Consider the following 19,615-nt stretch of genomic DNA (forward strand, 5'->3'; position numbering starts at 1 on the left):
CATCAACAATGGCCCAAGACTTTTCTTATTTCCCTGTTGAACCCCTGCGCATCGACTTGGCCGGCTGGTCGCGCGAGGCCACGCAAGGCGCGCATCAGGAGTTCCTGGCCTTGTTCGAGCAGGCCGAAGCACTGGGCTACGACGGCGTCTGGTTCCACGAATTTCGCCTGCAAGAGCAAGCCTGGCCCTACCCCTGCCCGATGCTGCTGGCCGCCGCTGTGCTGGCGCGCACGCAGCGCCTGCGCGTGGGCAGCTCGGTGCTGGTGGCGCCGCTGCATCGCCCGCAGCTGTTGGCCGAGCAGGTGCTGCAGTTGCAGTTCCAAAGTGGCGGGCGTTTTGATGCGGGTGTTGGCCGTGGCACCGATCCGGCCACCTTGCAGCAACTGGGCATCGCCCCCGAGCAGGCGCGCGACAGCATGGAGCGCTGCGTGCAGGCGCTGCAAAAGGCCCTTACAACCGAAGCCAGCGACGCCAGCGCTTTGCCGCTGTACCTGGCAGCCAGCTCTGAAGAAAGCATTGCTTTTGCAGTGGCCCAGCGCATTCCCTTGCTGCTGAGTCTGGAGCCGCCCGAGACCTTGCAGCTCGAACGCCTGGACGCCGCTGCCTGCGTTCAGCGGGGCGGTCACTCCCAAGCCCTGGCCCAGGCCCTGCGGCAGCGCTCGCCCATCTCGCGCTACGTCGTCATCGGTACGAGTGCGCAGGACGTGCAGGGCCAATTGCAGGCTTTGTGGCCCAAGCTCTGGCAGCGTCGCCTGTACTTTGCTGCCAAGCGTGGCCAAACACCCGAACAAGTGCCCGCGATGGACACGGCCAAGGCCCTGCGCGAGCAATTCATCCACGGCACGCCTGAGCAATGCGTGGCCCAGCTGCGCCAATTGCAACAGCGCACGGGCTGCGCCCATCTGCGCCTGGTTTTCAACGCCAACGGCCTACTGGACTGGCCGGCGGCCCTGGCCGCCATGCGCCTGTTTGCCCAGGAGGCCATGCCAGCATTGCGCGGCAAGTCATGAGCTGGGTAGCAGCCTTTTGATAGGCGCTCAGTTGGCGTAGATGGGGGCGGGCTCTGGCGGGGTGATGGGGATGCCGTGCCAGTAGCGCACTGTGGGTGTGCTCAATGGAGGGGCCTGAGGGGGGACTGGAGTGGGCGCGGCGTCCACCTGAACGGTGGTGACGGTGCTCAGCGCGGGCTCGGGCGCGGGGCTGGCGGGCTTGGCCGTTGCAGGCGGGCTGCTGCGGCGGTTGAAGCGCACCGGCTGCAGCGGGATTTTGGGCAGGTTGGACAGGCCGGGCCCGCTCTGGCTTGCGGCTGGGATGCGCACCAGATTGTGGCTGCGCCGGGCCGCGACGGCATGGCCTGTGGCGGCAGGCCGCGCCTTGGCGGCTTGGGGTTGCTGCGTGGCTTGCTGGAGCAAGGCCAGGCGTTGCTCGGGCGAGAGCTGTTGGTAATCGCGCCAGGCCTGGGCCAGGCGCAGCAGCTCTTCTTCACCCAGGTGCTGATATTGCTGGCGTATGGCGTGGCGCTGTGGCTCGCTCAGGGCGCCCCACAGGGCAATGTGGCGCACTAAGTGCTGGCGGGCGTCATCGTTCAGCGACTTGGCTTGCCGGGCAATGGCTTGCCAGCGGCGTTTTTCCGCGCTGCTGATGAAGGGCCACAAGGGCTTGAGCCCAGCCAGCAGAGTCTGTTGCTCTTCGGATAGGTCAGCCCAGATGGGGCGGGTGATGTGTAGGCCGCTTGCAGTGCTGTCCGCCGTGGTTGGCGCTGGGGTGTCCAGATCGGGTAAGGGCTGCGGATTTCCCTGCAGGATCAGGGGGCCAGCATAGACGATGCCTGGAGGCAAGTCTGGTGCGAGCAAGGGCTGTTGCAGGCCCGCCCAGCTCAGTGCCAGCAGCAGCAGGCAGGCAAAGCCCAGTGCAACAGCAGGCCGATTGCCGCTGCGCGTTTGAGCGGCAGTGGGGGGAGTGGGGTGGGCGGGCGACGGCACAGGGAGTCAGGGCGCTGGGGCAGGCCCCGTATGGTATGGCAGATGTTTGCAGCAGCAAGGCTGCCCATGAAAGCCTGGGGCCAGAGATGGCCCCAGGTGGGTGGTATTCATTGGCTGCGCTGCTGCGGGGATGGGGCGGGCAATGCGATGCGTTGGTTTTTCAGGAACTGCTGGAAGCCAGGGTCAGACCAGGCCGAGGGCGGCAGCTCTTGCGCGAGGATGTGCGTATCGGTCTGGGCCAATTCAGAGGCCCCATCATTGCTGACGGCGCCTTGTGTGAACATCACGCCCGCGCCGACCGCGGCCAGGGGCAGTAGGGCCAGGGTTCTTTTCCACCATGCCGCAGCGCGGCGCGCAGCAGCTGTGCTGGATTGTTGCTGGCGCAGCAGGGCCAGCTGGTGTGTGGCCATGGCTTGCTGGCGGGCAATGCGCAGGCGCTCAGCAATGTCGCGCTCCAGCGGCTGGGTTTGCTCGGCGTGGCGCAAGGCTTTGCCCAGCGCCATGCCGATGCGTTGGGCCTGTGCGGCGCTGATGTCCGCCGCAGCAAACGCCGCAGTCTGATTGTGTGTGCTCATAGTTTGATCCCCGATGCCCCGAGCATTTGGCTCAGGGCCTGCACGGCGCGGTGGCAATGGGTTTTCACGCTGCCTTCGGAACACCCCATGGCCGCTGCCGTTTCTGCAACATCCATATCTTCCCAGTAACGCATGATGAAGGCTTCGCGTTGACGCGCAGGCAGCTTGCCGATGGCATCCTCAATCATCTCGAACACTTGCTTGCGCTCGGTGGCGGATTCGGCGCTTTCGCACTGCTGCGTGTGCTCTGGGCCAATGTAATGCTCCAGCAGTGAGAACTGGTCTTTCTCATCAGCGCCGCTGCGCTCGAAATCACTGAAGTTGCTGATGACGGCTTTGCGTGTTTTTTGCCGCCGAAACCAGTCCATGGTGGTGTTGATGAGGATGCGGCTGAACAGCATGCGCATTTCCTCAATGGGCTTGTTGGCGTAATGCTCAGCCAGGCGCAGCATGCTGTCTTGCACGATGTCCAAGGCAGCGTTTTCATCCTTGACGTGGAAAAGCGCGCGCTTGTAGGCGCGCTTTTCTACATCGCGGAGGAAATCTGCAAATTCTTGTTCCGAGGCCAAAGCAGACTTGGAAAGAGTGGGCGCAGCCAGCAAAGGCGGCGCAAAACCTGCAACGCCGCAGCGGGCAGGGCAAATTGGGCGGCTGGCCAGGGGCAGCCCTTTGGGCGAAAAGGTCGGCTCAGCCTTCTGGCTCGATACCGGCGCAAGGGGCGCTGGCATCGCCAGGGCGGCATTGTGCCAAGAGAAAGCGCTTGCCAGCAGGCATTGAAGGCAGATGCAGCCTTGGCGAGCGTTGCCGTAACAGAATTTTCGGTCAGACAGGTCTGGACGTTTGCAATTCAATGCAATAATGCGCGCTTTTCCTCCATCCTCCCACAGTCAAACGGAGTGTGGTGGGGCCAAGGCGGCGCGGCCGCGACGGTGCCCGGCATCACATTCTCAAGTCCTAAGCCTGCTTCACAAGAGTCCGGGTGAGGGGCACCGAAGGTTTTTCATTTTGAAAATCTCAGAAGGTTCATCCATGGAAATCTCCAAGACAGAAACCACTGCTGCGGCGCAGGCCGTGCAGCAATCGAGCGCGCCTGCCGAATTGATGGGCGCAGAAATTCTGATGAAGGCCCTGGCCGCTGAAGGGGTCAAGCACATCTGGGGTTATCCGGGCGGGGCAGTGCTGTACATCTACGATGCGCTGTACCGGCAGGAGCAAGTGCAGCACGTGCTGGTGCGCCATGAGCAGGCGGCGGTGCATGCGGCCGATGGCTATGCCCGCGCCACAGGCGATGTGGGCGTGGCGCTGGTCACCTCCGGCCCGGGCCTGACCAACGCGGTCACGGGCCTGGCCACGGCCTATATGGACAGCATCCCGCTGGTGGTGATTTCCGGCCAGGTGCCTGCGCCATCGATCGGGCAGGATGCCTTCCAGGAATGCGACACCGTAGGCATTACGCGCCCCGTGGTGAAGCACAACTTCCTGGTCAAGCGCGCCGAGGATGTGGCCATGACCGTCAAGAAGGCATTCCACATTGCGCGATCGGGCCGCCCGGGCCCGGTGGTGATCGACATCCCCAAGGATGTGTCGTTCAAGAAGGTGCCCTATACCGGCTACCCGGAAACCGTCGAGATGCGTTCCTACAACCCGGTGCGCAAAGGCCATACCGGGCAGATTCGCAAGGCCATGCAGTACCTGCTGGCGGCCAAGCGGCCCTACATTTACGTGGGCGGCGGGGCGATCCTGGGCAATGCCACGCAGGAGGTGCGCGCGCTGGCCGACCGCCTGGGCTATCCGGTGACCAATACGCTGATGGGGCTGGGGGCCTTCCCGGCCTCCGACCCGAAGTTTTTGGGCATGTTGGGCATGCACGGCACGGTTGAGGCCAATAACGCCATGCAGCACTGCGATGTGCTGATTGCCATCGGTGCGCGCTTTGACGATCGTGTCATCGGCAACCCCAAGCACTTTGCGCAGAACGAGCGCAAGATCATCCACATCGACGTCGATCCTTCGGTGATCTCCAAGCGCGTCAAGGTGCAGGTGCCCATTGTGGGCGACTGCAAGGACGTGCTCACCGAGTTGCTGAACATGCTTGACGAGACCGATGAGAAGCCCGACGCCCAGGCGCTCAAGGCCTGGTGGGCAATGATCGAAGGCTGGCGCGAGCGCAACTGCCTGGACTATGACCGCGCCAACAAGGACGTCATCAAGCCCCAGTACGTGGTCGAGACGCTGTGGAACATGACGCGCGGCGATGATGTGTACATCACCTCCGACGTTGGGCAGCACCAGATGTGGGCTGCGCAGTACTACCGTTTCGACGAGCCGCGTCGCTGGATCAACTCCGGCGGCCTGGGCACCATGGGCGTGGGCATTCCGTATGCGATGGGCATCAAGCTGGCCAAGCCCCAGAGCGAGGTGTTCTGCATCACGGGCGAAGGCTCGGTGCAAATGTGCATTCAGGAGCTCTCCACCTGCTTGCAGTACAACACGCCGATCAAGATCTGCGCGTTGAACAACCGCTATCTGGGCATGGTGCGCCAGTGGCAGGAGATCGAGTACTCGGGCCGCTATAGCCAGAGCTACATGGATGCGCTGCCCAACTTCGTCAAGCTGGCTGAGGCTTACGGCCACGTTGGTTTGCTGATCGAGCGCCCGCAGGACGTGGAAGGCGCATTGCGCGAGGCGCGCAAGCTCAAGGACCGCACAGTGTTCCTGGACTTCCGCACCGACCCCAGCGAAAACGTCTTCCCGATGGTGCAGGCCGGCAAGGGCATCACCGAAATGCTGCTCAGCGCGGAAGACCTGTAAGCAAGTCATGGCGCCAGGGTGGCACACCATGCATGCCCCTGGCCTGTGTCTTGCCACAGCAGGCCAGACCGCCCCATTCAAACATCCAATTTTTCCCCTGAGGGATGAGTCAATTGCTTACCAAGCCTGGTCATTACCGTGGCCGGGGGAGGGCGGCGAAAAGAGGAGTTCTTTCATGCGACACATCATTGCCGTGCTGCTCGAAAACGAGCCCGGCGCACTCTCGCGCGTTGTCGGGTTGTTTTCCGCCCGTGGCTACAACATCGAATCGCTCACCGTGGCCCCCACCGAGGATCCTTCGCTCTCGCGCATGACGATCCAGACCGTCGGTTCGGATGACACTATCGAGCAAATCACCAAGCACCTCAACCGCCTGATCGAAGTCGTCAAGGTGGTGGATCTGACCGATGGCGCCTACACCGAGCGCGAACTGATGATCGTCAAGGTGCGCGCTGCAGGCAAAGAGCGCGAGGAAATCAAGCGCACTACCGACATCTTCCGTGGGCGCATCATCGATGTGACCGACAAGAGCTACACCATCGAGCTGACAGGCGATCAGGGCAAGATCGACGCCTTTCTGGGTGCGCTGGATCGCTCGGCCATCCTCGAAACCGTGCGCACTGGCCCCAACGGCATTGGCCGTGGCGAGCGCGTGCTGCGGCTTTGAGCGGTACTGCACAGATTTCGGCTGCCCCCCGCGCATTGCCCGAGCCCTTTGCGCACTCAAAAGACAGCTGCTGGCCGCGTCGGCCGGCAACCCACCCCGCCCCCTTTTTTCGACCAGGAGAGCAAACCCATGAAAGTGTTTTACGACAAAGACTGTGATCTGAGCCTCATCAAGGGCAAGACAGTGGCCATCATCGGCTATGGCAGCCAAGGCCATGCCCATGCCCAGAATCTCAATGACAGCAAGGTCAAGGTCATCGTCGGCCTGCGCAAGGGCGGGGCTTCCTGGTCCAAGGCCGAAAAGGCCGGCCTGAAAGTCATGGAGGTGGCCGCTGCTGTCAAGAAAGCGGACGTGGTAATGATTCTGCTGCCCGACGAGGACATCGCAGCCGTCTATAAGGAGCAGGTCGAGCCCAACATCAAAAAGGGCGCCTCGCTGGCCTTTGCGCACGGCTTCAACGTGCACTATGGTCAGGTCGTGCCGCGCGCCGACCTGGATGTGTGGATGGTCGCGCCCAAGGCCCCCGGCCACACCGTGCGCAACACCTACACGCAAGGTGGCGGCGTGCCGCACCTGGTGGCTGTGCATCAGGACAAGTCTGGCAAGGCGCGGGACCTGGCCCTGTCCTACGCCATGGCCAATGGCGGCGGCAAAGCCGGCATCATCGAGACCAACTTCAAGGAAGAAACCGAGACCGACCTGTTCGGCGAACAGGCCGTGCTCTGCGGTGGCGCTGTGGAGCTGATCAAGATGGGCTTTGAAACCTTGGTGGAAGCCGGCTACGCCCCAGAGATGGCCTACTTCGAATGCCTGCACGAGCTCAAGCTCATCGTGGACCTGATCTACGAAGGCGGTATCGGCAACATGAACTACTCCATCTCCAACAATGCCGAATATGGTGAATACGTCACCGGCCCGGAAGTCATCAACGAGGAATCGCGCAAGGCCATGCGCCATGCGCTCAAGCGCATCCAGAATGGCGAATACGCCAAAATGTTCATCCAGGAAGGCCGCCTGAACTACCCCTCGATGACCGCGCGCCGCCGCAACACGGCCGACCACCAGATCGAGCAGGTTGGCGCCCAGTTGCGCTCCATGATGCCCTGGATCGCCAAGAACAAGCTGGTGGACAAGGCCAAGAACTGAACTCCGTGGGGAAAGGGCTTGGCCCTTTTCTTGGAGCATCTTTACTGGAATCAACAAAGGCGCTAAGGCGCCTTTGTGCTGTGTCGGGCCCGTACTGCCCGGCTTTTTAGTGGCCGGCTTTTCAATGGCCGGCTTTTCAATGGGCAGCAGCGCCTGTGGCCGGCAGGCCGCTGGCTCGCGCCTGGGCCAGCAGGTTGCGCAAGGCAGCCAGAGCGGCACAGGCCTTGTGCTCGGCGGCTTGCTCATCGCCTTGCAGCAGATAGTGGCGCGCCATGCTCAGCGCGTTGATGGCGGTGTGGAAGGACTGGATCCCCAGATCGTCTGGCCGGCCTTCGATCAGTTCGATGGGCTGAAGGCTATTGAGGTTAAAACTGCTAGACTGCGGGCGTTTCATGGCGATGCTCCTGATGGCATGGCTTTCCTGGCAGGCTTGTGCTGCATGGCCAGGAAAGCCAATCGCTGTGTGACACGCCGGGGCATTGTTGGCGCAATGCCCCGGCACTTTTTTGGCTGCATGGTTTTGCAGCTTGCGCCATCGGAGGGCGATGGGCAGCGCTGTTGCAGCGCTTTCCTGGTTACGGCGCCGCCGCTGGTGCGGGGCTGTTGACTGGGAAAGTGCCTCTATCGTAGCGGCGAGCCGTTCGGCGAGAAAGGAAAAATTGGTCAGTTTGCCTGCTCTTTTCTGGCACCTGTAGAGAGGCAAAAAACGCTCCTTCAACCCTGCCTGCGCCAGCGGGCGATGAAGAAGCCATCGGTCTGGTGCAGATGCGGCAGCAGCATCAACCCTTGTGTGCGGCCTGGCAAGGTGCTGGGGTTGGGCTGCAAATGCGCCAGCCCGTGTTTTTCCAGCAGGGGCGGCCAGCTTTCTTGCACAAATTGCGGGTGCTTGTTGGCAAAGAGCTGACAGACGGCTTCGTTCTCGTCGGGCAGCAGGCTGCAGGTGGCGTAGATCAGGTGCCCGCCGGGCTTGAGCAGTGCCGCCGCGGCGCTGAGGATGCGCAGTTGCAGGGCCTGCAACCTGGGGATTTCCTCGGCCGGTAAATGCCAGGCCAGATCGGGATGGCGGCGCAGCGTGCCCAGGCCGGAGCAGGGCGCATCGACGAGCACGCGATCGACCTTGCCGTGCAGGCGCTGCAGGCGCGCGTCCGCTTCCGATTGCAGCACCATGGTGTGCACGTTGTGCAGGCCGCTGCGTTGCAGGCGCGGCTGCAGTCGCGCCAGGCGGTGTGAGGAAGTGTCGAAGGCATAGAGGCGACCGCTGTCGCGCATCATGGCGCCCAGCGCCAAGGTTTTGCCACCGGCGCCGGCGCAAAAGTCGACCACCGTCTCGCCGCGCTTTGCTTCGCTGAGCAGGGCCAGCAGTTGCGAGCCTTCGTCTTGCACCTCCAGCGTGCCGTTGTGCATCAAGGGGTTTTGGCGCAGCGAGGGCTTGCCCGGCAGGCGCAGGCCCCAGGGGGAGTGGGGCGTTGGCTCGCAGGCGATGCCCTGCTCTTGCAGCATGTGCTGCACGACCTGGCGCTTGTGCGCCAGCAGGTTGACGCGCAGATCCAGGGGGGCGCTTTGGCGCAGGGCGTGCATCAGCGGCCAGAAGTGGGCTGTGCCGTAGGCGTTCAGCAGTTTCTCAGCCAGCCAATCGGGCAGATTGTGCTGGCAGGCCAGTGGCAGGGCGCTGGCTTGCTGGCCCGGAGCGCTTTCTGCTTGCAGGGCCTCGGTGCAGTGCTCCAGCCATTGCAGGCTTGTGCTGGCGTTGCCAGCTTCATGGGGCCATTGACTGACCCAGTCGCGCGCCTGTTGCAGCACTGCCAGGGCGAGGGCATCGCTGATGGGCGGGGCCATGGGCTGGCCGGCTTGGTTGATCTGGGCAGGGGGCGTTGGCGGCTGCTGCGGGTATTGCGCCAGCAGGGCGTGGCTGAGCAGGGCCAGGCGCTCGAAGTGCTGCGTGTCGGGCAGCTGGGGCGTGCTGCCCAGCTTGGCCCAGTATTGCAGCAGGCGCCAAAAGCGCAGCGCGGTGAATGCGGCATTGCCCAGTTGCTGACGCTCGCGCACCCCTAGCTTGGGATGTGTCTTGAGAAATTGCAGCAACACCGCATCAGCCGGTTCTTCGAAGCGTGCGATGCGCTGCAGCAGGGCGCCAGTGGTGGAGATCAGAAAACGCGGTGGCATGAATTGCATTGGCCTAGTCTGGGAATGGCAGGCCCTAATTCAGCGTCGGCATGAGGGCGGCGATGGCGCGGGGGTAGAGCAGGTGCTCTTGCGATTGCACGCGCGCGGCCAGCGTGGCGGCGGTGTCGCCAGGCAGGATGGGCACGGCCGCTTGGTCGATGATGGGGCCGGCATCCAGCTCGGGGATGACCCAGTGCACGGTCGCGCCGGCAAAGCGGCAGCCCGCATCCAGCGCGCGCTGGTGGGTGTGCAGGCCGGGGAAGGCCGGCAGCAGCGAGGGGTGGATGTTGATGAGCCGCCCGGCAAAGCGATGCACGAAGGCATCGCCCAGCACCCGCATGAAGCCAGCCAGCACCACCAGCGCGGGTTGGTGTGCCTCGATGGCCTGGGCCAGTTCGGCATCGAAGGCCTCGCGCGAAGGGTATTGCCGGTGGTCCACAACCTGAGTGGCAAGGCCGCGCTCGCGGGCCCATTGCAGGCCAGCGGCATCGGCTCGGTTGCTGATGACGGCGCTGACCTGCGCATTCAGGCGCTGCGGCCATTGCTGTGCGTGCTGGGCCTGCACGATGGCGGCCATGTTCGAGCCAGTGCCAGAGATCAGAATGACAATGTTCTTGCGCTTCATAGGAGGGCTATTCTCGCACCGTGTGTTGCCCAAGCCAGTCAGAAACAGACGGCGGGCTGCGCGCTTGCAGAGTGCGCCAGTCGCTTAACGGACAGATGCCCGGTGCCGGGTCGTGGTACATCTCGCGGCTTGCAGCGTGCTGCCGGTTTGCATGGCGCTTTTTGCGCCCACATCGATACGAGAGGTTTTATGGAGTTGAGTTTTACCCCGCAACAGCAGGCATTTCGTGAGGAAGTGCGCCAATGGGTGCGCAGCCACCTGCCCAAGGAGCTGGCCCACAAGGTGCACAACAACCTGCGCCTGCACCGTGAGGATTTGCAGGGCTGGGCCAAGATCCTGGGCAAAAAGGGCTGGCTGGGCTATGGCTGGCCCAAAGAGTTTGGCGGGCCAGGCTGGGATGCCGTGCAGCGCCATTTGTTCGAAGAGGAATGCGCACTGGCTGGCGCGCCGCGCATCGTGCCCTTCGGGCCGGTGATGGTCGCGCCGGTCATCATGGCCTATGGCAACGCCGAGCAGCAGAAGCGCTTTTTGCCCGGCATCGCCAGCGGCGAGGTCTGGTGGAGCCAGGGCTACAGCGAGCCGGGTTCGGGCTCGGACCTGGCATCGCTCAAAACCCGCGCCGAGCGCGTGGGCGACAAATACATTGTCAATGGCCAGAAGACCTGGACCACGTTGGGGCAGTATGGCGAGTGGATTTTCTGCTTGGTGCGCACCAGTACCGAAGGCAAGCCGCAGACGGGCATTTCCTTCCTGCTCATCGACATGCGCTCGCCCGGTGTGACGGTGCGTCCGATCCGCCTGCTCGATGGCGAGTGCGAGGTCAACGAGGTGTTCTTCGACAACGTCGAGGTGCCGGTGGAAAACCTCATTGGCGAGGAAAACAAAGGCTGGACCTACGCCAAGCACTTGCTCAGCCACGAGCGCACCAACATCGCCGATGTGAACCGCTCCAAGCGTGAGCTTGAGCGCCTCAAGCGCCTGGTCAAGGCCGAGGGCCTGTGGCAGGACCTGCGCATCCGCGACGAGATCGCCAAGCTCGAAGTGGACATCGTGGCGCTGGAGATGCTGGTGCTGCGCGTGCTCTCGGCTGTCAGCTCGGGCCGCAACCCGCTGGACATTGCCGGCCTGCTGAAAATCCGCGGCAGCGAAATCCAGCAACGCTATTCCGAATTGATGATGTTGGTGGCAGGCCCCTTCAGCCTGCCCTTCATCCAGGAGGCCATGGAAGCAGGCTGGCAGGGCGACTTCCCCGGCGGCGTGGCGGCCTACTCGGTGCTGGCGCCAACTTACTTCAACTACCGCAAAACCACGATCTACGGCGGCTCCAACGAGGTGCAGCGCAACATCGTGGCGCAAACGGTGCTGGGCTGAGTGGCCAAGGACAGAGTCATCACCGACGACATCACGCTGAACATACCGGAGAGTTGCACATGGATTTCAATTTCACGCCCGAGCAAGAGCAGCTGCGCGATGCGGTGGGCAAATGGGTGGAAAAAGCCTACGACTTCGAGCGCCGCCGCGCCATCGTGGCCGAGGGCGGCTTTGATCGCGCGGCCTGGGGCGAACTGGCCGAGCTGGGCCTCTTGGGCCTGACCGTGGCCGAGCAGGACGGCGGCATGGGCATGGGCGCCGTGGAGGCCATGATCGTGCTTGAAGAGCTGGCCAAGGGGCTGGTGCTCGAGCCCTACGCCCAAGCCCTGATCGCTGCCCAGGCCCTGGCCCATGCGCCCCAGGCGCTGCGCCAACAGTGGCTGCCCAAGCTGGTGCAGGGGCAGGCGCTGATCGTGCTGGCGCACCAGGAAAAGGGCGCTCGCTACCAGCTCGATCAACTTCAGACCCAGGCCGAGCCCCAGGGCCAGGGCTATGTGCTCAACGGGCAAAAAAGCCTGGTGCCTGCCGGCGACCGTGCTGATGCCTGGATCGTGCCGGCCCTGCTCGATGGCCAGGTAGCGCTGTTCTGGGTGGAGCAAGGCGCCGCAGGGGTGCAAACCCAGGGCTATCTGACTCAGGACGGCAGCCGCGCAGCCGAGCTGCGCCTGCAGGCCAGCCCGGCGCAATTGCTCTGTGCCGCAAGCGATGGCCAGGGCCTGGCGCTCTTGCAGCAGTTGGCCGGCATCGGCACGGCCGCCGTGTGCGCTGAGGGCGTGGGCGTCATGGAGCAGACCCTGGCGCTGACGGCCGATTACATGAACCAGCGCAAGCAATTTGGCGTGCCCATCGCCAGCTTCCAGGCGCTGCGCCACCGCATCGCCGACATGAAGATGCAGCTGGAGCTGGGCCGCTCCATGAGCTACTACGCTTGGCTGAAACTGGCCGAGGAGCCCGCAGATGGCGCTGGCGCTGCCAACGGCGCGGCTGAGCGAGAGCGCCAGCAGGCCCTCTCGCGCGCCAAATACCAGCTCGGGCAAAGCATGCGCTACGTGGGCCAGCAGTCCGTGCAGCTGCACGGCGGCATTGGCGTGACCGATGAATACATCGGCAGCCACTACTTCAAAAAGCTCACGCAGCTGGAAATGTGCTGGGGCGACAGCCTGTACCACCTGGGCATCGTCAGCGAGCACATGCAGGACACTGCGGGCGTGTTCGCATAAAGAGATCGGTGGGCGCCACCCCCAGGCAAGGCAGCGCATGGCGGCGCTGCCTTGCCGCATAATGCGCCCTTTGCCCAAATTACACGCATTGGCGTGCCGCGCCCCATGACCTCTGTTTCGTCTGCTGCAGACCAGCTTTCCGCCAACGACCCCTTCATCATCAAGGCCTACCAGCTCTTGGCGCAAAACAAGCTGCAGGAAGTGGCCACACTGCTCAACGAGGCGCAGCGCAATACCCCCTACGACCCGCGCATCTTCATGCTGGGCGCGCGCCTGGCCGAGCAATCGGACAAGCCCAACGAAGCGGTGGAGGCCATGGAGCACGCCACCCGGCTGGCGCCGCAGTGGTGGCCGGCGCAGCTTGAATACGGCTTGCTGTTGGCGCGCCTGGACCGCAACGCCCAGGCGCTGGCCCAGGCCGAGAAGATTTTTGCGCTGGAGTCGCGCGAGCGCATGGCCTTAGCCGGCGTGATCGACATCGCCGTGCGCTGTGGCGACATGGCCCAGGCCGCGCGCTACACCGAGCACGCACTGACGCATTACCCGAACGACCCAGTGCTGCTGATGAACCTGGCGCGCACCCAGTTCTTCTCGCAGCAGTACGAAGCTGCGCTGAGCAGCTGGGGGGCCGTGCTTGCGCAAGAGCCAGCCAACATGCAGGCGCGCTATGGCCGCATGCGCACCTTGCTGCAAGTGGGCCGCAACGATGAGGCCCTGGAGGATGCCCAGCAGCTGCTGGCCCACGCCCCGGACGACGCCGTGTACCGCTACTTCGCCCAGGTGGCCCAGGGCCAGACCCCACCGACCCAACCCGTGGCGCTGCAGGAGGAATTGTTCGGCGGCCTGGCGCGCCAGTACGACCTGCACATGGTGCGCTACCTGCGCTATGAGCTGCCGCAGCAGACGGCGGAGAAGATTCTGGAAATCTTCCCCGACCGCCGCTTCAACCTGCTTGACCTGGGCTGTGGCACAGGCCTGCTGGGCGTGTGCCTGGGCCGCATCGATGGCGGCATGGTGGGCGTGGACGCCTCCGAAAGCATGATTGCGCAGGCGGCCCGCCATCACGTCTACGACAAATTCCACAAGGTCAACCTGCTCGATGCGGTGCGTGACACGCCCGACGCGCTCTACGAAGTCATCGCTGCACTGGACGTATTCCCCTACGTGGGCGACCTGCAGCCGGTGCTGGGCAATGTGCACCGCATTCTGCAACCCGAAGGCTTTTTCTTCTTCTCCACCGAAGCCGCGCCCGAGCCCGACACCGACTACGCCTTGCAGGCCAGAACCGGCCGCTATGTGCATGGCCGCGCCTACCTGGAGCGCTTGCTGGAGCAGGCCGGCTTCGCGCTGGCCAGCATCGAGGAGAAAACCCTGCGCTACGAAGCGAGTGAGCCCGTGGCCGGCTTCGTCGTCACGGCACAAAAAGGGCGTTGACGCCGCGCCCCCCGTAGCGGTGCAGTCCGCGTGCGCCTGCGCACCTTTTTGGGGCAGGCGCTGCCGGCCCTCGTTTTCACACCAGTTCCTCGTACTGCCATGCGCACCTTTCTTGGCCTGAACCACCGCAGCCTGGCCCCAGCCACCGCCGTGGCAATTGGCAACTTTGACGGGGTGCATCGTGGGCACCAGGCCATGCTGGCCCTGCTCAACGCGCAGGCCCGCCAGCGCCAGCTGGCCAGCTGTGTGCTCACCTTTGAGCCCCACCCACGCGATTACTTTGCCAAGGTGCTGGGCAAGCCCGAAATCGCGCCGGCGCGCGTGGGCACGGTGCGCGACAAACTCACCGACCTGGCCGGGCAACAGGTGGCGCAAACCGTCATCCTGCCCTTCAATGCCGCACTGGCCGCGCAGCCGCCCGAAGACTTCGTGCGCCAGGTGCTGGTGCAGGGCCTGGGCGCGCGCTATGTGCTGGTGGGCGATGACTTCCGCTTTGGCCACCAGCGCGCCGGTGATTACGCCCTGCTGACCGAGCTGGGGCCGCAGTTGGGATTTGAAGTGGCGCGCATGGAAAGCCACACCGTGCAAGGGCTGCGCGTCTCCAGTTCCGAAGTGCGCAAGGCCTTGCAGCAAGGCCGTATGCAAGACGCTGCCGAACTGCTGGGGCGGCCCTACACCATCAGCGGACATGTGCTGCATGGGCGCAAGCTTGGCCGTCATCTGGGCGCTGACCTGCCCGGCATGGAGGAGGGCTTTCGTACCTTGAACCTGCACTTCAAGCACTGGAAGCCCGCTGCCAGCGGCATCTTCGTCGTGCAAGTGCGCGGGCTGACGCCCCAGCCCTTGCCCGGCGTGGCCAACCTGGGCGTGCGCCCCTCGTTGGATCCCAGCGACGTCAACGGCGGCCGCGTTCTGCTGGAAACCCACTGCCTGCAATGGCCCGAAGCCCTGGGCCCAGAGGGTGGCTATGGCAAAGTCATCCGCGTGGAGCTGCTGGAAAAACTCCACGATGAGCGCAAATACCCCAGCCTGCAGGCTCTGGCGCAAGGCATTGCCCAGGACTGCGCCGCAGCGCGCGCCTGGTTTGAACAGCGCCAGCAGACAATGGGCTGCGGGTTTTGAACCGTGTCCAGCCACCCCAGTCCAATGCCAAACCGTATGCCCCAGGCCGACGACGAGGAAATTGCACTGCCGCCGCCGGTGGTGTCCACGCCCGTGCAACGCCATTTGCACGGCCAGGCAGCGCCATGGCAGTGCGATCAGGTGGCGGCTGAAGTGCCAGTGGCGCTGGTGTGCAATGGCCTGTCGCACGCTGTCATGATGTGTACGCCGCAGGACTTGGCTGAGTTGGCGCTGGGTTTCGCCCTGAGCGAAGGCATCATCGACCGCGCTCAAGACTGCTACGGCATCGACATCGTTGCAGTCGATGCTGCGGCATCCAGCGACTGGGCCACAGCAGGCGCCAACGAATGCAGCCTGCCAGCCCTGGCTGTGCATCTGGACATCGCCAGCAGCGCTTTCATGCGCCTCAAGGAACGCCGCCGCAGCCTGGCCGGCCGCACGGGCTGCGGCCTGTGCGGCATCGACAGCTTGCAGGCGCACGATTGGCTGCCCCAGCCAGCCAGGGCAGCGCCGCCACCCTGGCTGGCACAGATTGGCCCTGCCACCATCTTCAAGGCACTGGCCGCCATGGCTGAGCAGCAAACCCTGAACCACGCCACAGGCGCGCTGCACGCCGCCGCCTATGCCGATGTGCACGGGCAGTTGCACGCCATTTACGAAGACGTGGGGCGCCATAACGCGCTGGACAAGCTGCTGGGCGCGCGCGCCAAAGCGCTGCAAAGCGGCACGCGCCGCGATGGCCCCGGCTGGCCGCAGCAAGGCTTCGTCGTCATGTCCAGCCGCGCCAGCTACGAGCTGGTGCGCAAATGCGCGCGCCTGCACCTGCCCCTGCTGGCCACCATCTCCGCGCCGACCTCGCTGGCCATCCGGGTGGCCGAAATTGCCGGCCTGCAACTCTGGGGCCTGGCACGCGAACCCCGCGCCGTGCGCTATACCCGCTGAGGGCAGGCTCAATTCAATGCCCGCGCCCGCTCGGCGTGTGCCTGTGCAACGGCTTGCGCCGCTGGCCGAAGGGTTTCAGTGGTTTTCCTTGGCGTGGTTGATGGTGTATTTGGGGATTTCAACCGTCAGGTCGGTGTGTGCAACGATGGCCTGGCAGCCCAGGCGTGATTGCGGCTCCAAGCCCCAGGCCTTGTCCAGCAGGTCTTCTTCTTCTTCCTGAAGCTCGTTGAGCGAGTCAAAACCCTGGCGCACGATGACGTGGCAGGTGGTGCAGGCGCAGCTCATGTCACAGGCGTGCTCGATTTCGATGCCGTTTTCCAGCAGGGCTTCGCAGATCGAGGTGCCAGTGGGCACTTGCAGCTCTGCGCCTTCTGGGGCGAGTTCGGCATGGGGCAGGACGGTGATTTTCGGCATGGTCGGGGATATGGCTTGGCGGTGTGGGGTGTGGGGGCCGTGCTCTGTCACAGCGATTGCACGCTTTTGCCCGCCAGTGCCTGTTGGATGCCGCGGTTCATGCGGGCAGCGGCAAAGGCTTCAGTGTCGTGCGCCAGGGCGTGGGTGGCCGTTTCGATCTCGGCGGTGCTGCCGCTGTCGATCAGCGCCTGCAGCGCGGCGATGCTGCCCAGGATGGCGGCATGGGCCGATTCGCTGAGCAGGTCGCGGTCTTGCTCCAGGGCCGATTGCGTGGCGAGGATCAGGCGCCGCGCATCGACGCGCGCCTGGGTGAGGGCGCGCGCCTGGATGTCTTGCTCGGCGGTGGCAAAGCTCTCGCGCAGCATGCGTTCGATCTCGCTGTCGGGCAGGCCGTAGGTGGGCTTGACCTGCACCTGGGCATGCACGCCGGAGCTTTGTTCCTGCGCACTCACGCTGAGCAGGCCGTCGGCGTCGACGGTGAAGGTGACGCGGATGCGCGCCGCGCCAGCGGCCATGGGCGGAATGCCGCGCAGTTCGAAACGCGCCAGGCTGCGGTTGTCGCTGGCCATGTCACGCTCGCCTTGCAGCACGTGGATGGCCAGTGCGGTCTGGCCGTCCTGGTAGGTGGTGAAGTCCTGCGCCTTGGCGGTGGGGATGGTGTCATTGCGATGGATGATGCGCTCGGTCAGGCCGCCCATGATTTCGATGCCCAGCGATAGAGGCACGACGTCGAGCAGCAGCACGCTGTCTTCGCTGCGGACATTGCCGGCGAGTTGATGGGCTTGAATGGCTGCGCCCAGGGCAACGACTTCGTCCGGGTTGAGCTCGGTCAGCGGCGGCTTGCCGAAGAAGCGCGCGACGTTGTCACGCACGGTGCGCATGCGGGTGGAGCCACCGACCATGACGGTACCTTGCACGTCACTGGCGCTGAGCTGGGCGTCTTCGAGGGTGCGGGCCACGCATTGCAGGCTGCGCTCCACCAGGGGCTGAACCAGCGCGGCAAAGGTGTCGTGCTGCAGCGCCAATTGCTGCCGGCGGCCGCCCCAGTGGGCGTCGATGGTGGCGCTGTCTTGCTCGGCCAGGGCTTCTTTGGCGGCCCTGGCCTGCTGACGCGCATAGGCTTTTTCTGCGCTGGTGACGGGCTCGGCCCCCAGTTGCTGGCTGGCCCATTGCACGAGCAGGGCATCGAAATCGTCGCCGCCCAGGGCCGAATCGCCGCCGGTGGCCAGCACTTCGAACACGCCCTTGCTCAGGCGCAGCACAGAGGCATCGAAGGTGCCGCCGCCCAGGTCGTAGACCAGGTAGATGCCCTCGGCGCCCTGGTCCAGCCCATAGGCGATGGCTGCGGCTGTGGGCTCGTTGATCAGGCGCAGCAGCCGGATGCCGGCCAGGGCGATGGCGTCTTTGGTGGCCTGGCGCTGGGCGTCGTCGAAGTAGGCGGGCACGGTGACGACGGCGCCATAGAGTTCGGCATCGAAGCTGTCTTCAGCGCGCTGGCGCAAGGTGGCGAGGATTTCTGCGCTGACTTCGACAGGGGTTTTTTCGCCAGCGGCCGTGTGCGCGTAAAGGCTGATACGCCCATCCTCGCCTTTGCGCTCGGTGAGCTCATAGGGCAATTGCCTGGCGTTGGCGATGTCGGCCAGGCCGCGGCCGATCAAGCGTTTGGCCGAGACGATGGTATTGGCGGCATCGTCCTGTCCAGCCTGCAACGCGGCATGGCCGATGTGGCGCTGACCTTGAGCGCCATAGTGCACGGCCGAGGGCAGCAGGATACGACCCTGGGCATCGGGCAGGCACTGCGGGCTGCCGTGGCGTATGGCCGCCACCAGCGAGTGGGTGGTGCCCAGATCGATACCGACGGCAAGTTTGAATTGATGAGGATCCGGGCTTTGGTTGGGCTCGGCAATTTGCATCAGGGCCATGGCGGCGTGCGTCCTCGCAAAAGAGGGTAGGGGAGAAAACGGCGAATGATTGCGCTCTGTTGGTTGCAATGGCAAGCGGCGCTGCGGAGGTCACAGCTGCCGTTGCCGCTGCGCCAGGCGCTGCTCGAAGCGGGTCAGGAACATCCAGGCACGGATGTGCTCGACCGCAGCCTGGGCATCGCCTTGGGTATCGAGGGCATGTGTAACGGCCTCGATGGTCTCGCCCAGCGCCTGCTGAACTTCATGAGCGATGGGTTGCAAGTCTTGCGCAGATTGGGCTTCGTCCAGCGCCTCCAGCCATTGCATTTGTTGCATCAGGAACTGTGGCGGCATGGCCGTGTTGTCTTCAGCACCGATCGATTGGCCCTGCAATTCACACAAGTAGCGAGCCCTTTGCAGTGGGTCGCGCAGGCGTTGGTAGGCTTGGTTGATGCGCACAGACCATTGCATGGCCAGGCGCTGGGCCGCAGGGCCTTCGGCGGCGAATTTATCTGGATGGACTTGGCGTTGCAGCTCTTTCCAGCGTGCGTCAAGTGTGGCTGCATCCTGCGCGAAGCGGTCGGGCAAGCCAAACAGTTCAAAGTCGGTCGATTGCAGGTTCATTGGCAGAGGCTGGGTAAGCGGCGGCTGGGGCGGTCGCTCATTCCCATTCCAGAACAAAGTCGTGACTTTGCCACGTTCGTTGGCCGTGGTTTGGCAATGTCTGCTTGTTTAAGCAGAGCACTGTGCTTTAGTGGGAAATCCAATCGAATACTGCCCAGTAAGCGGTCGATTGAATGAGGCCAGCCGCACCACGCCGCAGTGCCGGCTGCCAGCATCTGTGCGGGCACATCCGAGCTTCTGCGGAGAGCGCCGACTGATTGGTTTTCAGACGCGAAAGGATTCCCCGCAGCCGCAGCGGTCACGCTCATTGGGGTTGCTGAACTTGAAGCCTTCGTTCAACCCTTCACGGACAAAGTCCAGCTCCGTGCCATCCAGATAGGCCAGGCTTTTTGGGTCGACCAGCAGCTTGATGCCGTGGCTTTCAAAGACGACATCGTTGGCGTTGGGCTCGTCGACATATTCCAATTGGTAAGCAAGGCCCGAGCAACCCGTGGTCTTGACGCCCAGGCGGACACCCACGCCTTTACCGCGCCGGTTCAAATAGCGCTGAACGTGTTGTGCTGCGGCTTCAGTCAGTGTGACGGCCATGGTGAGTCTGTCCTGTCAGATGTGCTTGGT

Annotated in this window: 19 protein-coding genes; 9 read left to right on the forward strand and 10 right to left on the reverse strand. The window is 64.1% G+C overall.

Going from position 1 to position 19,615, the window contains the following annotated elements:
• The first annotated feature begins 8 nt into the window (after window positions 1-8).
• Complete coding sequence (locus CK620_RS01750; RefSeq protein WP_238945972.1) at window positions 9-1,010, forward strand: LLM class flavin-dependent oxidoreductase; 1,002 nt, start codon at window positions 9-11, stop codon at window positions 1,008-1,010.
• Between the two features lie 27 nt (window positions 1,011-1,037).
• Here the strand turns inward: CK620_RS01750 and CK620_RS01755 are convergent, their stop codons facing one another.
• From CK620_RS01755 to CK620_RS01765, 3 genes are all read right to left on the reverse strand, one after another.
• The gene (locus tag CK620_RS01755; protein WP_095548836.1) at window positions 1,038-1,982 is read right to left on the reverse strand and encodes a DUF3106 domain-containing protein; all 945 of its coding nucleotides are present in this window, start codon (window positions 1,980-1,982) and stop codon (window positions 1,038-1,040) included.
• 107 nt (window positions 1,983-2,089) lie between these two features.
• On the reverse strand, window positions 2,090-2,557 hold the full coding sequence (locus tag CK620_RS01760; RefSeq protein ID WP_095548837.1) for a DUF3619 family protein: 468 nt from the start codon (window positions 2,555-2,557) through the stop codon (window positions 2,090-2,092).
• Window positions 2,554-3,126, reverse strand: coding sequence for an RNA polymerase sigma factor (locus CK620_RS01765; RefSeq protein WP_095541252.1), 573 nt, complete (start codon window positions 3,124-3,126; stop codon window positions 2,554-2,556). The genes CK620_RS01760 and CK620_RS01765 overlap by 4 nt, the downstream gene beginning before the upstream one ends.
• Window positions 3,127-3,586: 460 nt before the next feature.
• On the opposite strand from CK620_RS01765, the gene CK620_RS01770 reads away from it, so the two are divergent.
• The 3 genes from CK620_RS01770 to ilvC all read left to right on the forward strand — a co-directional run bounded on the left by CK620_RS01770 (window position 3,587) and on the right by ilvC (window position 7,181).
• Window positions 3,587-5,368, forward strand: a complete 1,782-nt coding sequence (locus CK620_RS01770; protein WP_095541253.1) for an acetolactate synthase 3 catalytic subunit — start codon at window positions 3,587-3,589, stop codon at window positions 5,366-5,368.
• A gap of 175 nt (window positions 5,369-5,543) precedes the next feature.
• Window positions 5,544-6,035, forward strand: coding sequence for an acetolactate synthase small subunit (ilvN, locus tag CK620_RS01775; protein WP_095538872.1), 492 nt, complete (start codon window positions 5,544-5,546; stop codon window positions 6,033-6,035).
• A gap of 129 nt (window positions 6,036-6,164) precedes the next feature.
• Complete coding sequence (gene ilvC / locus CK620_RS01780; protein ID WP_095538871.1) at window positions 6,165-7,181, forward strand: ketol-acid reductoisomerase; 1,017 nt, start codon at window positions 6,165-6,167, stop codon at window positions 7,179-7,181.
• A gap of 136 nt (window positions 7,182-7,317) precedes the next feature.
• Here ilvC and CK620_RS13685 read toward each other — a convergent pair whose 3' ends face one another.
• From CK620_RS13685 to purN, 3 genes are read right to left on the reverse strand one after another with little or no spacing between them, the layout of a single operon-like run.
• A complete protein-coding gene (locus CK620_RS13685) occupies window positions 7,318-7,899 on the reverse strand; it encodes a hypothetical protein (protein ID WP_143325864.1) in 582 nt (193 codons plus the stop codon).
• Entirely contained in the window at window positions 7,896-9,344 is a 1,449-nt protein-coding gene (locus CK620_RS01790) for an RsmB/NOP family class I SAM-dependent RNA methyltransferase (RefSeq protein ID WP_143325866.1), read from the reverse strand. Before CK620_RS01790 ends, CK620_RS13685 begins: the two co-directional genes overlap by 4 nt.
• Window positions 9,345-9,378: 34 nt before the next feature.
• Window positions 9,379-9,969 (reverse strand): phosphoribosylglycinamide formyltransferase, encoded by a 591-nt coding sequence (purN, locus tag CK620_RS01795; protein WP_095548840.1) that lies wholly within the window; start codon window positions 9,967-9,969, stop codon window positions 9,379-9,381.
• A 189-nt stretch (window positions 9,970-10,158) separates the two neighbouring features.
• Between purN and CK620_RS01800 the strand changes: the two genes are divergently transcribed.
• The 5 genes from CK620_RS01800 (at window position 10,159) to CK620_RS01820 (ending at window position 16,058) form a co-directional block, all read left to right on the forward strand.
• Window positions 10,159-11,340, forward strand: a complete 1,182-nt coding sequence (locus CK620_RS01800) for an acyl-CoA dehydrogenase family protein (RefSeq protein WP_095541256.1) — start codon at window positions 10,159-10,161, stop codon at window positions 11,338-11,340.
• Window positions 11,341-11,399: 59 nt separating this feature from the next.
• Window positions 11,400-12,560, forward strand: a complete 1,161-nt coding sequence (locus CK620_RS01805; protein WP_095548841.1) for an acyl-CoA dehydrogenase family protein — start codon at window positions 11,400-11,402, stop codon at window positions 12,558-12,560.
• Window positions 12,561-12,665: 105 nt separating this feature from the next.
• A complete protein-coding gene (locus CK620_RS01810) occupies window positions 12,666-13,994 on the forward strand; it encodes a methyltransferase domain-containing protein (RefSeq protein WP_095548842.1) in 1,329 nt (442 codons plus the stop codon).
• Between the two features lie 99 nt (window positions 13,995-14,093).
• The gene (locus CK620_RS01815) at window positions 14,094-15,116 is read left to right on the forward strand and encodes a bifunctional riboflavin kinase/FAD synthetase (RefSeq protein WP_095548843.1); all 1,023 of its coding nucleotides are present in this window, start codon (window positions 14,094-14,096) and stop codon (window positions 15,114-15,116) included.
• Window positions 15,117-15,152: 36 nt separating this feature from the next.
• Window positions 15,153-16,058, forward strand: coding sequence for a formate dehydrogenase accessory sulfurtransferase FdhD (locus tag CK620_RS01820; protein ID WP_095548844.1), 906 nt, complete (start codon window positions 15,153-15,155; stop codon window positions 16,056-16,058).
• 75 nt (window positions 16,059-16,133) lie between these two features.
• On the opposite strand, the gene fdx is transcribed toward CK620_RS01820, so the two are convergent.
• The 4 genes from fdx to iscA form a co-directional block, all read right to left on the reverse strand.
• Window positions 16,134-16,472: an ISC system 2Fe-2S type ferredoxin gene (fdx, locus tag CK620_RS01825; protein ID WP_095538859.1), complete on the reverse strand. Its 339-nt coding sequence runs from the start codon at window positions 16,470-16,472 to the stop codon at window positions 16,134-16,136.
• Window positions 16,473-16,519: 47 nt separating this feature from the next.
• Entirely contained in the window at window positions 16,520-18,394 is a 1,875-nt protein-coding gene (hscA, locus tag CK620_RS01830) for a Fe-S protein assembly chaperone HscA (RefSeq protein WP_095548845.1), read from the reverse strand.
• Window positions 18,395-18,484: 90 nt separating this feature from the next.
• Window positions 18,485-18,997 carry a Fe-S protein assembly co-chaperone HscB gene (hscB, locus tag CK620_RS01835; protein WP_095548846.1) on the reverse strand — a complete coding sequence of 171 codons (513 nt, stop codon included), beginning with the start codon at window positions 18,995-18,997 and terminating at the stop codon, window positions 18,485-18,487.
• A 264-nt stretch (window positions 18,998-19,261) separates the two neighbouring features.
• Window positions 19,262-19,585 (reverse strand): iron-sulfur cluster assembly protein IscA, encoded by a 324-nt coding sequence (iscA, locus tag CK620_RS01840; protein ID WP_095548847.1) that lies wholly within the window; start codon window positions 19,583-19,585, stop codon window positions 19,262-19,264.
• Between the last annotated feature and the right edge of the window lie 30 nt (window positions 19,586-19,615).

This window comes from Vandammella animalimorsus (genome assembly GCF_002285285.1).
Lineage (GTDB): Bacteria > Pseudomonadota > Gammaproteobacteria > Burkholderiales > Burkholderiaceae_C > Lampropedia > Lampropedia animalimorsus.

Excerpts from the sequence above, each read along its gene's own strand:
- CK620_RS01750 (WP_238945972.1), top strand. The coding sequence starts at position 9 with ATGGCCCAAGACTTTTCTTATTTCCCTGTTGAACCCCTGCGCATCGAC.
- CK620_RS01760 (WP_095548837.1), bottom strand. The coding sequence starts at position 2,557 with ATGAGCACACACAATCAGACTGCGGCGTTTGCTGCGGCGGACATCAGC.
- CK620_RS01770 (WP_095541253.1), top strand. The coding sequence starts at position 3,587 with ATGGAAATCTCCAAGACAGAAACCACTGCTGCGGCGCAGGCCGTGCAG.
- ilvN (WP_095538872.1), top strand. The coding sequence starts at position 5,544 with ATGCGACACATCATTGCCGTGCTGCTCGAAAACGAGCCCGGCGCACTC.
- ilvC (WP_095538871.1), top strand. The coding sequence starts at position 6,165 with ATGAAAGTGTTTTACGACAAAGACTGTGATCTGAGCCTCATCAAGGGC.
- CK620_RS01790 (WP_143325866.1), bottom strand. The coding sequence starts at position 9,344 with ATGCCACCGCGTTTTCTGATCTCCACCACTGGCGCCCTGCTGCAGCGC.
- purN (WP_095548840.1), bottom strand. The coding sequence starts at position 9,969 with ATGAAGCGCAAGAACATTGTCATTCTGATCTCTGGCACTGGCTCGAAC.
- CK620_RS01800 (WP_095541256.1), top strand. The coding sequence starts at position 10,159 with ATGGAGTTGAGTTTTACCCCGCAACAGCAGGCATTTCGTGAGGAAGTG.
- CK620_RS01805 (WP_095548841.1), top strand. The coding sequence starts at position 11,400 with ATGGATTTCAATTTCACGCCCGAGCAAGAGCAGCTGCGCGATGCGGTG.
- CK620_RS01810 (WP_095548842.1), top strand. The coding sequence starts at position 12,666 with ATGACCTCTGTTTCGTCTGCTGCAGACCAGCTTTCCGCCAACGACCCC.
- CK620_RS01815 (WP_095548843.1), top strand. The coding sequence starts at position 14,094 with ATGCGCACCTTTCTTGGCCTGAACCACCGCAGCCTGGCCCCAGCCACC.
- CK620_RS01820 (WP_095548844.1), top strand. The coding sequence starts at position 15,153 with ATGCCCCAGGCCGACGACGAGGAAATTGCACTGCCGCCGCCGGTGGTG.
- fdx (WP_095538859.1), bottom strand. The coding sequence starts at position 16,472 with ATGCCGAAAATCACCGTCCTGCCCCATGCCGAACTCGCCCCAGAAGGC.
- hscA (WP_095548845.1), bottom strand. The coding sequence starts at position 18,394 with ATGGCCCTGATGCAAATTGCCGAGCCCAACCAAAGCCCGGATCCTCAT.
- hscB (WP_095548846.1), bottom strand. The coding sequence starts at position 18,997 with ATGAACCTGCAATCGACCGACTTTGAACTGTTTGGCTTGCCCGACCGC.
- iscA (WP_095548847.1), bottom strand. The coding sequence starts at position 19,585 with ATGGCCGTCACACTGACTGAAGCCGCAGCACAACACGTTCAGCGCTAT.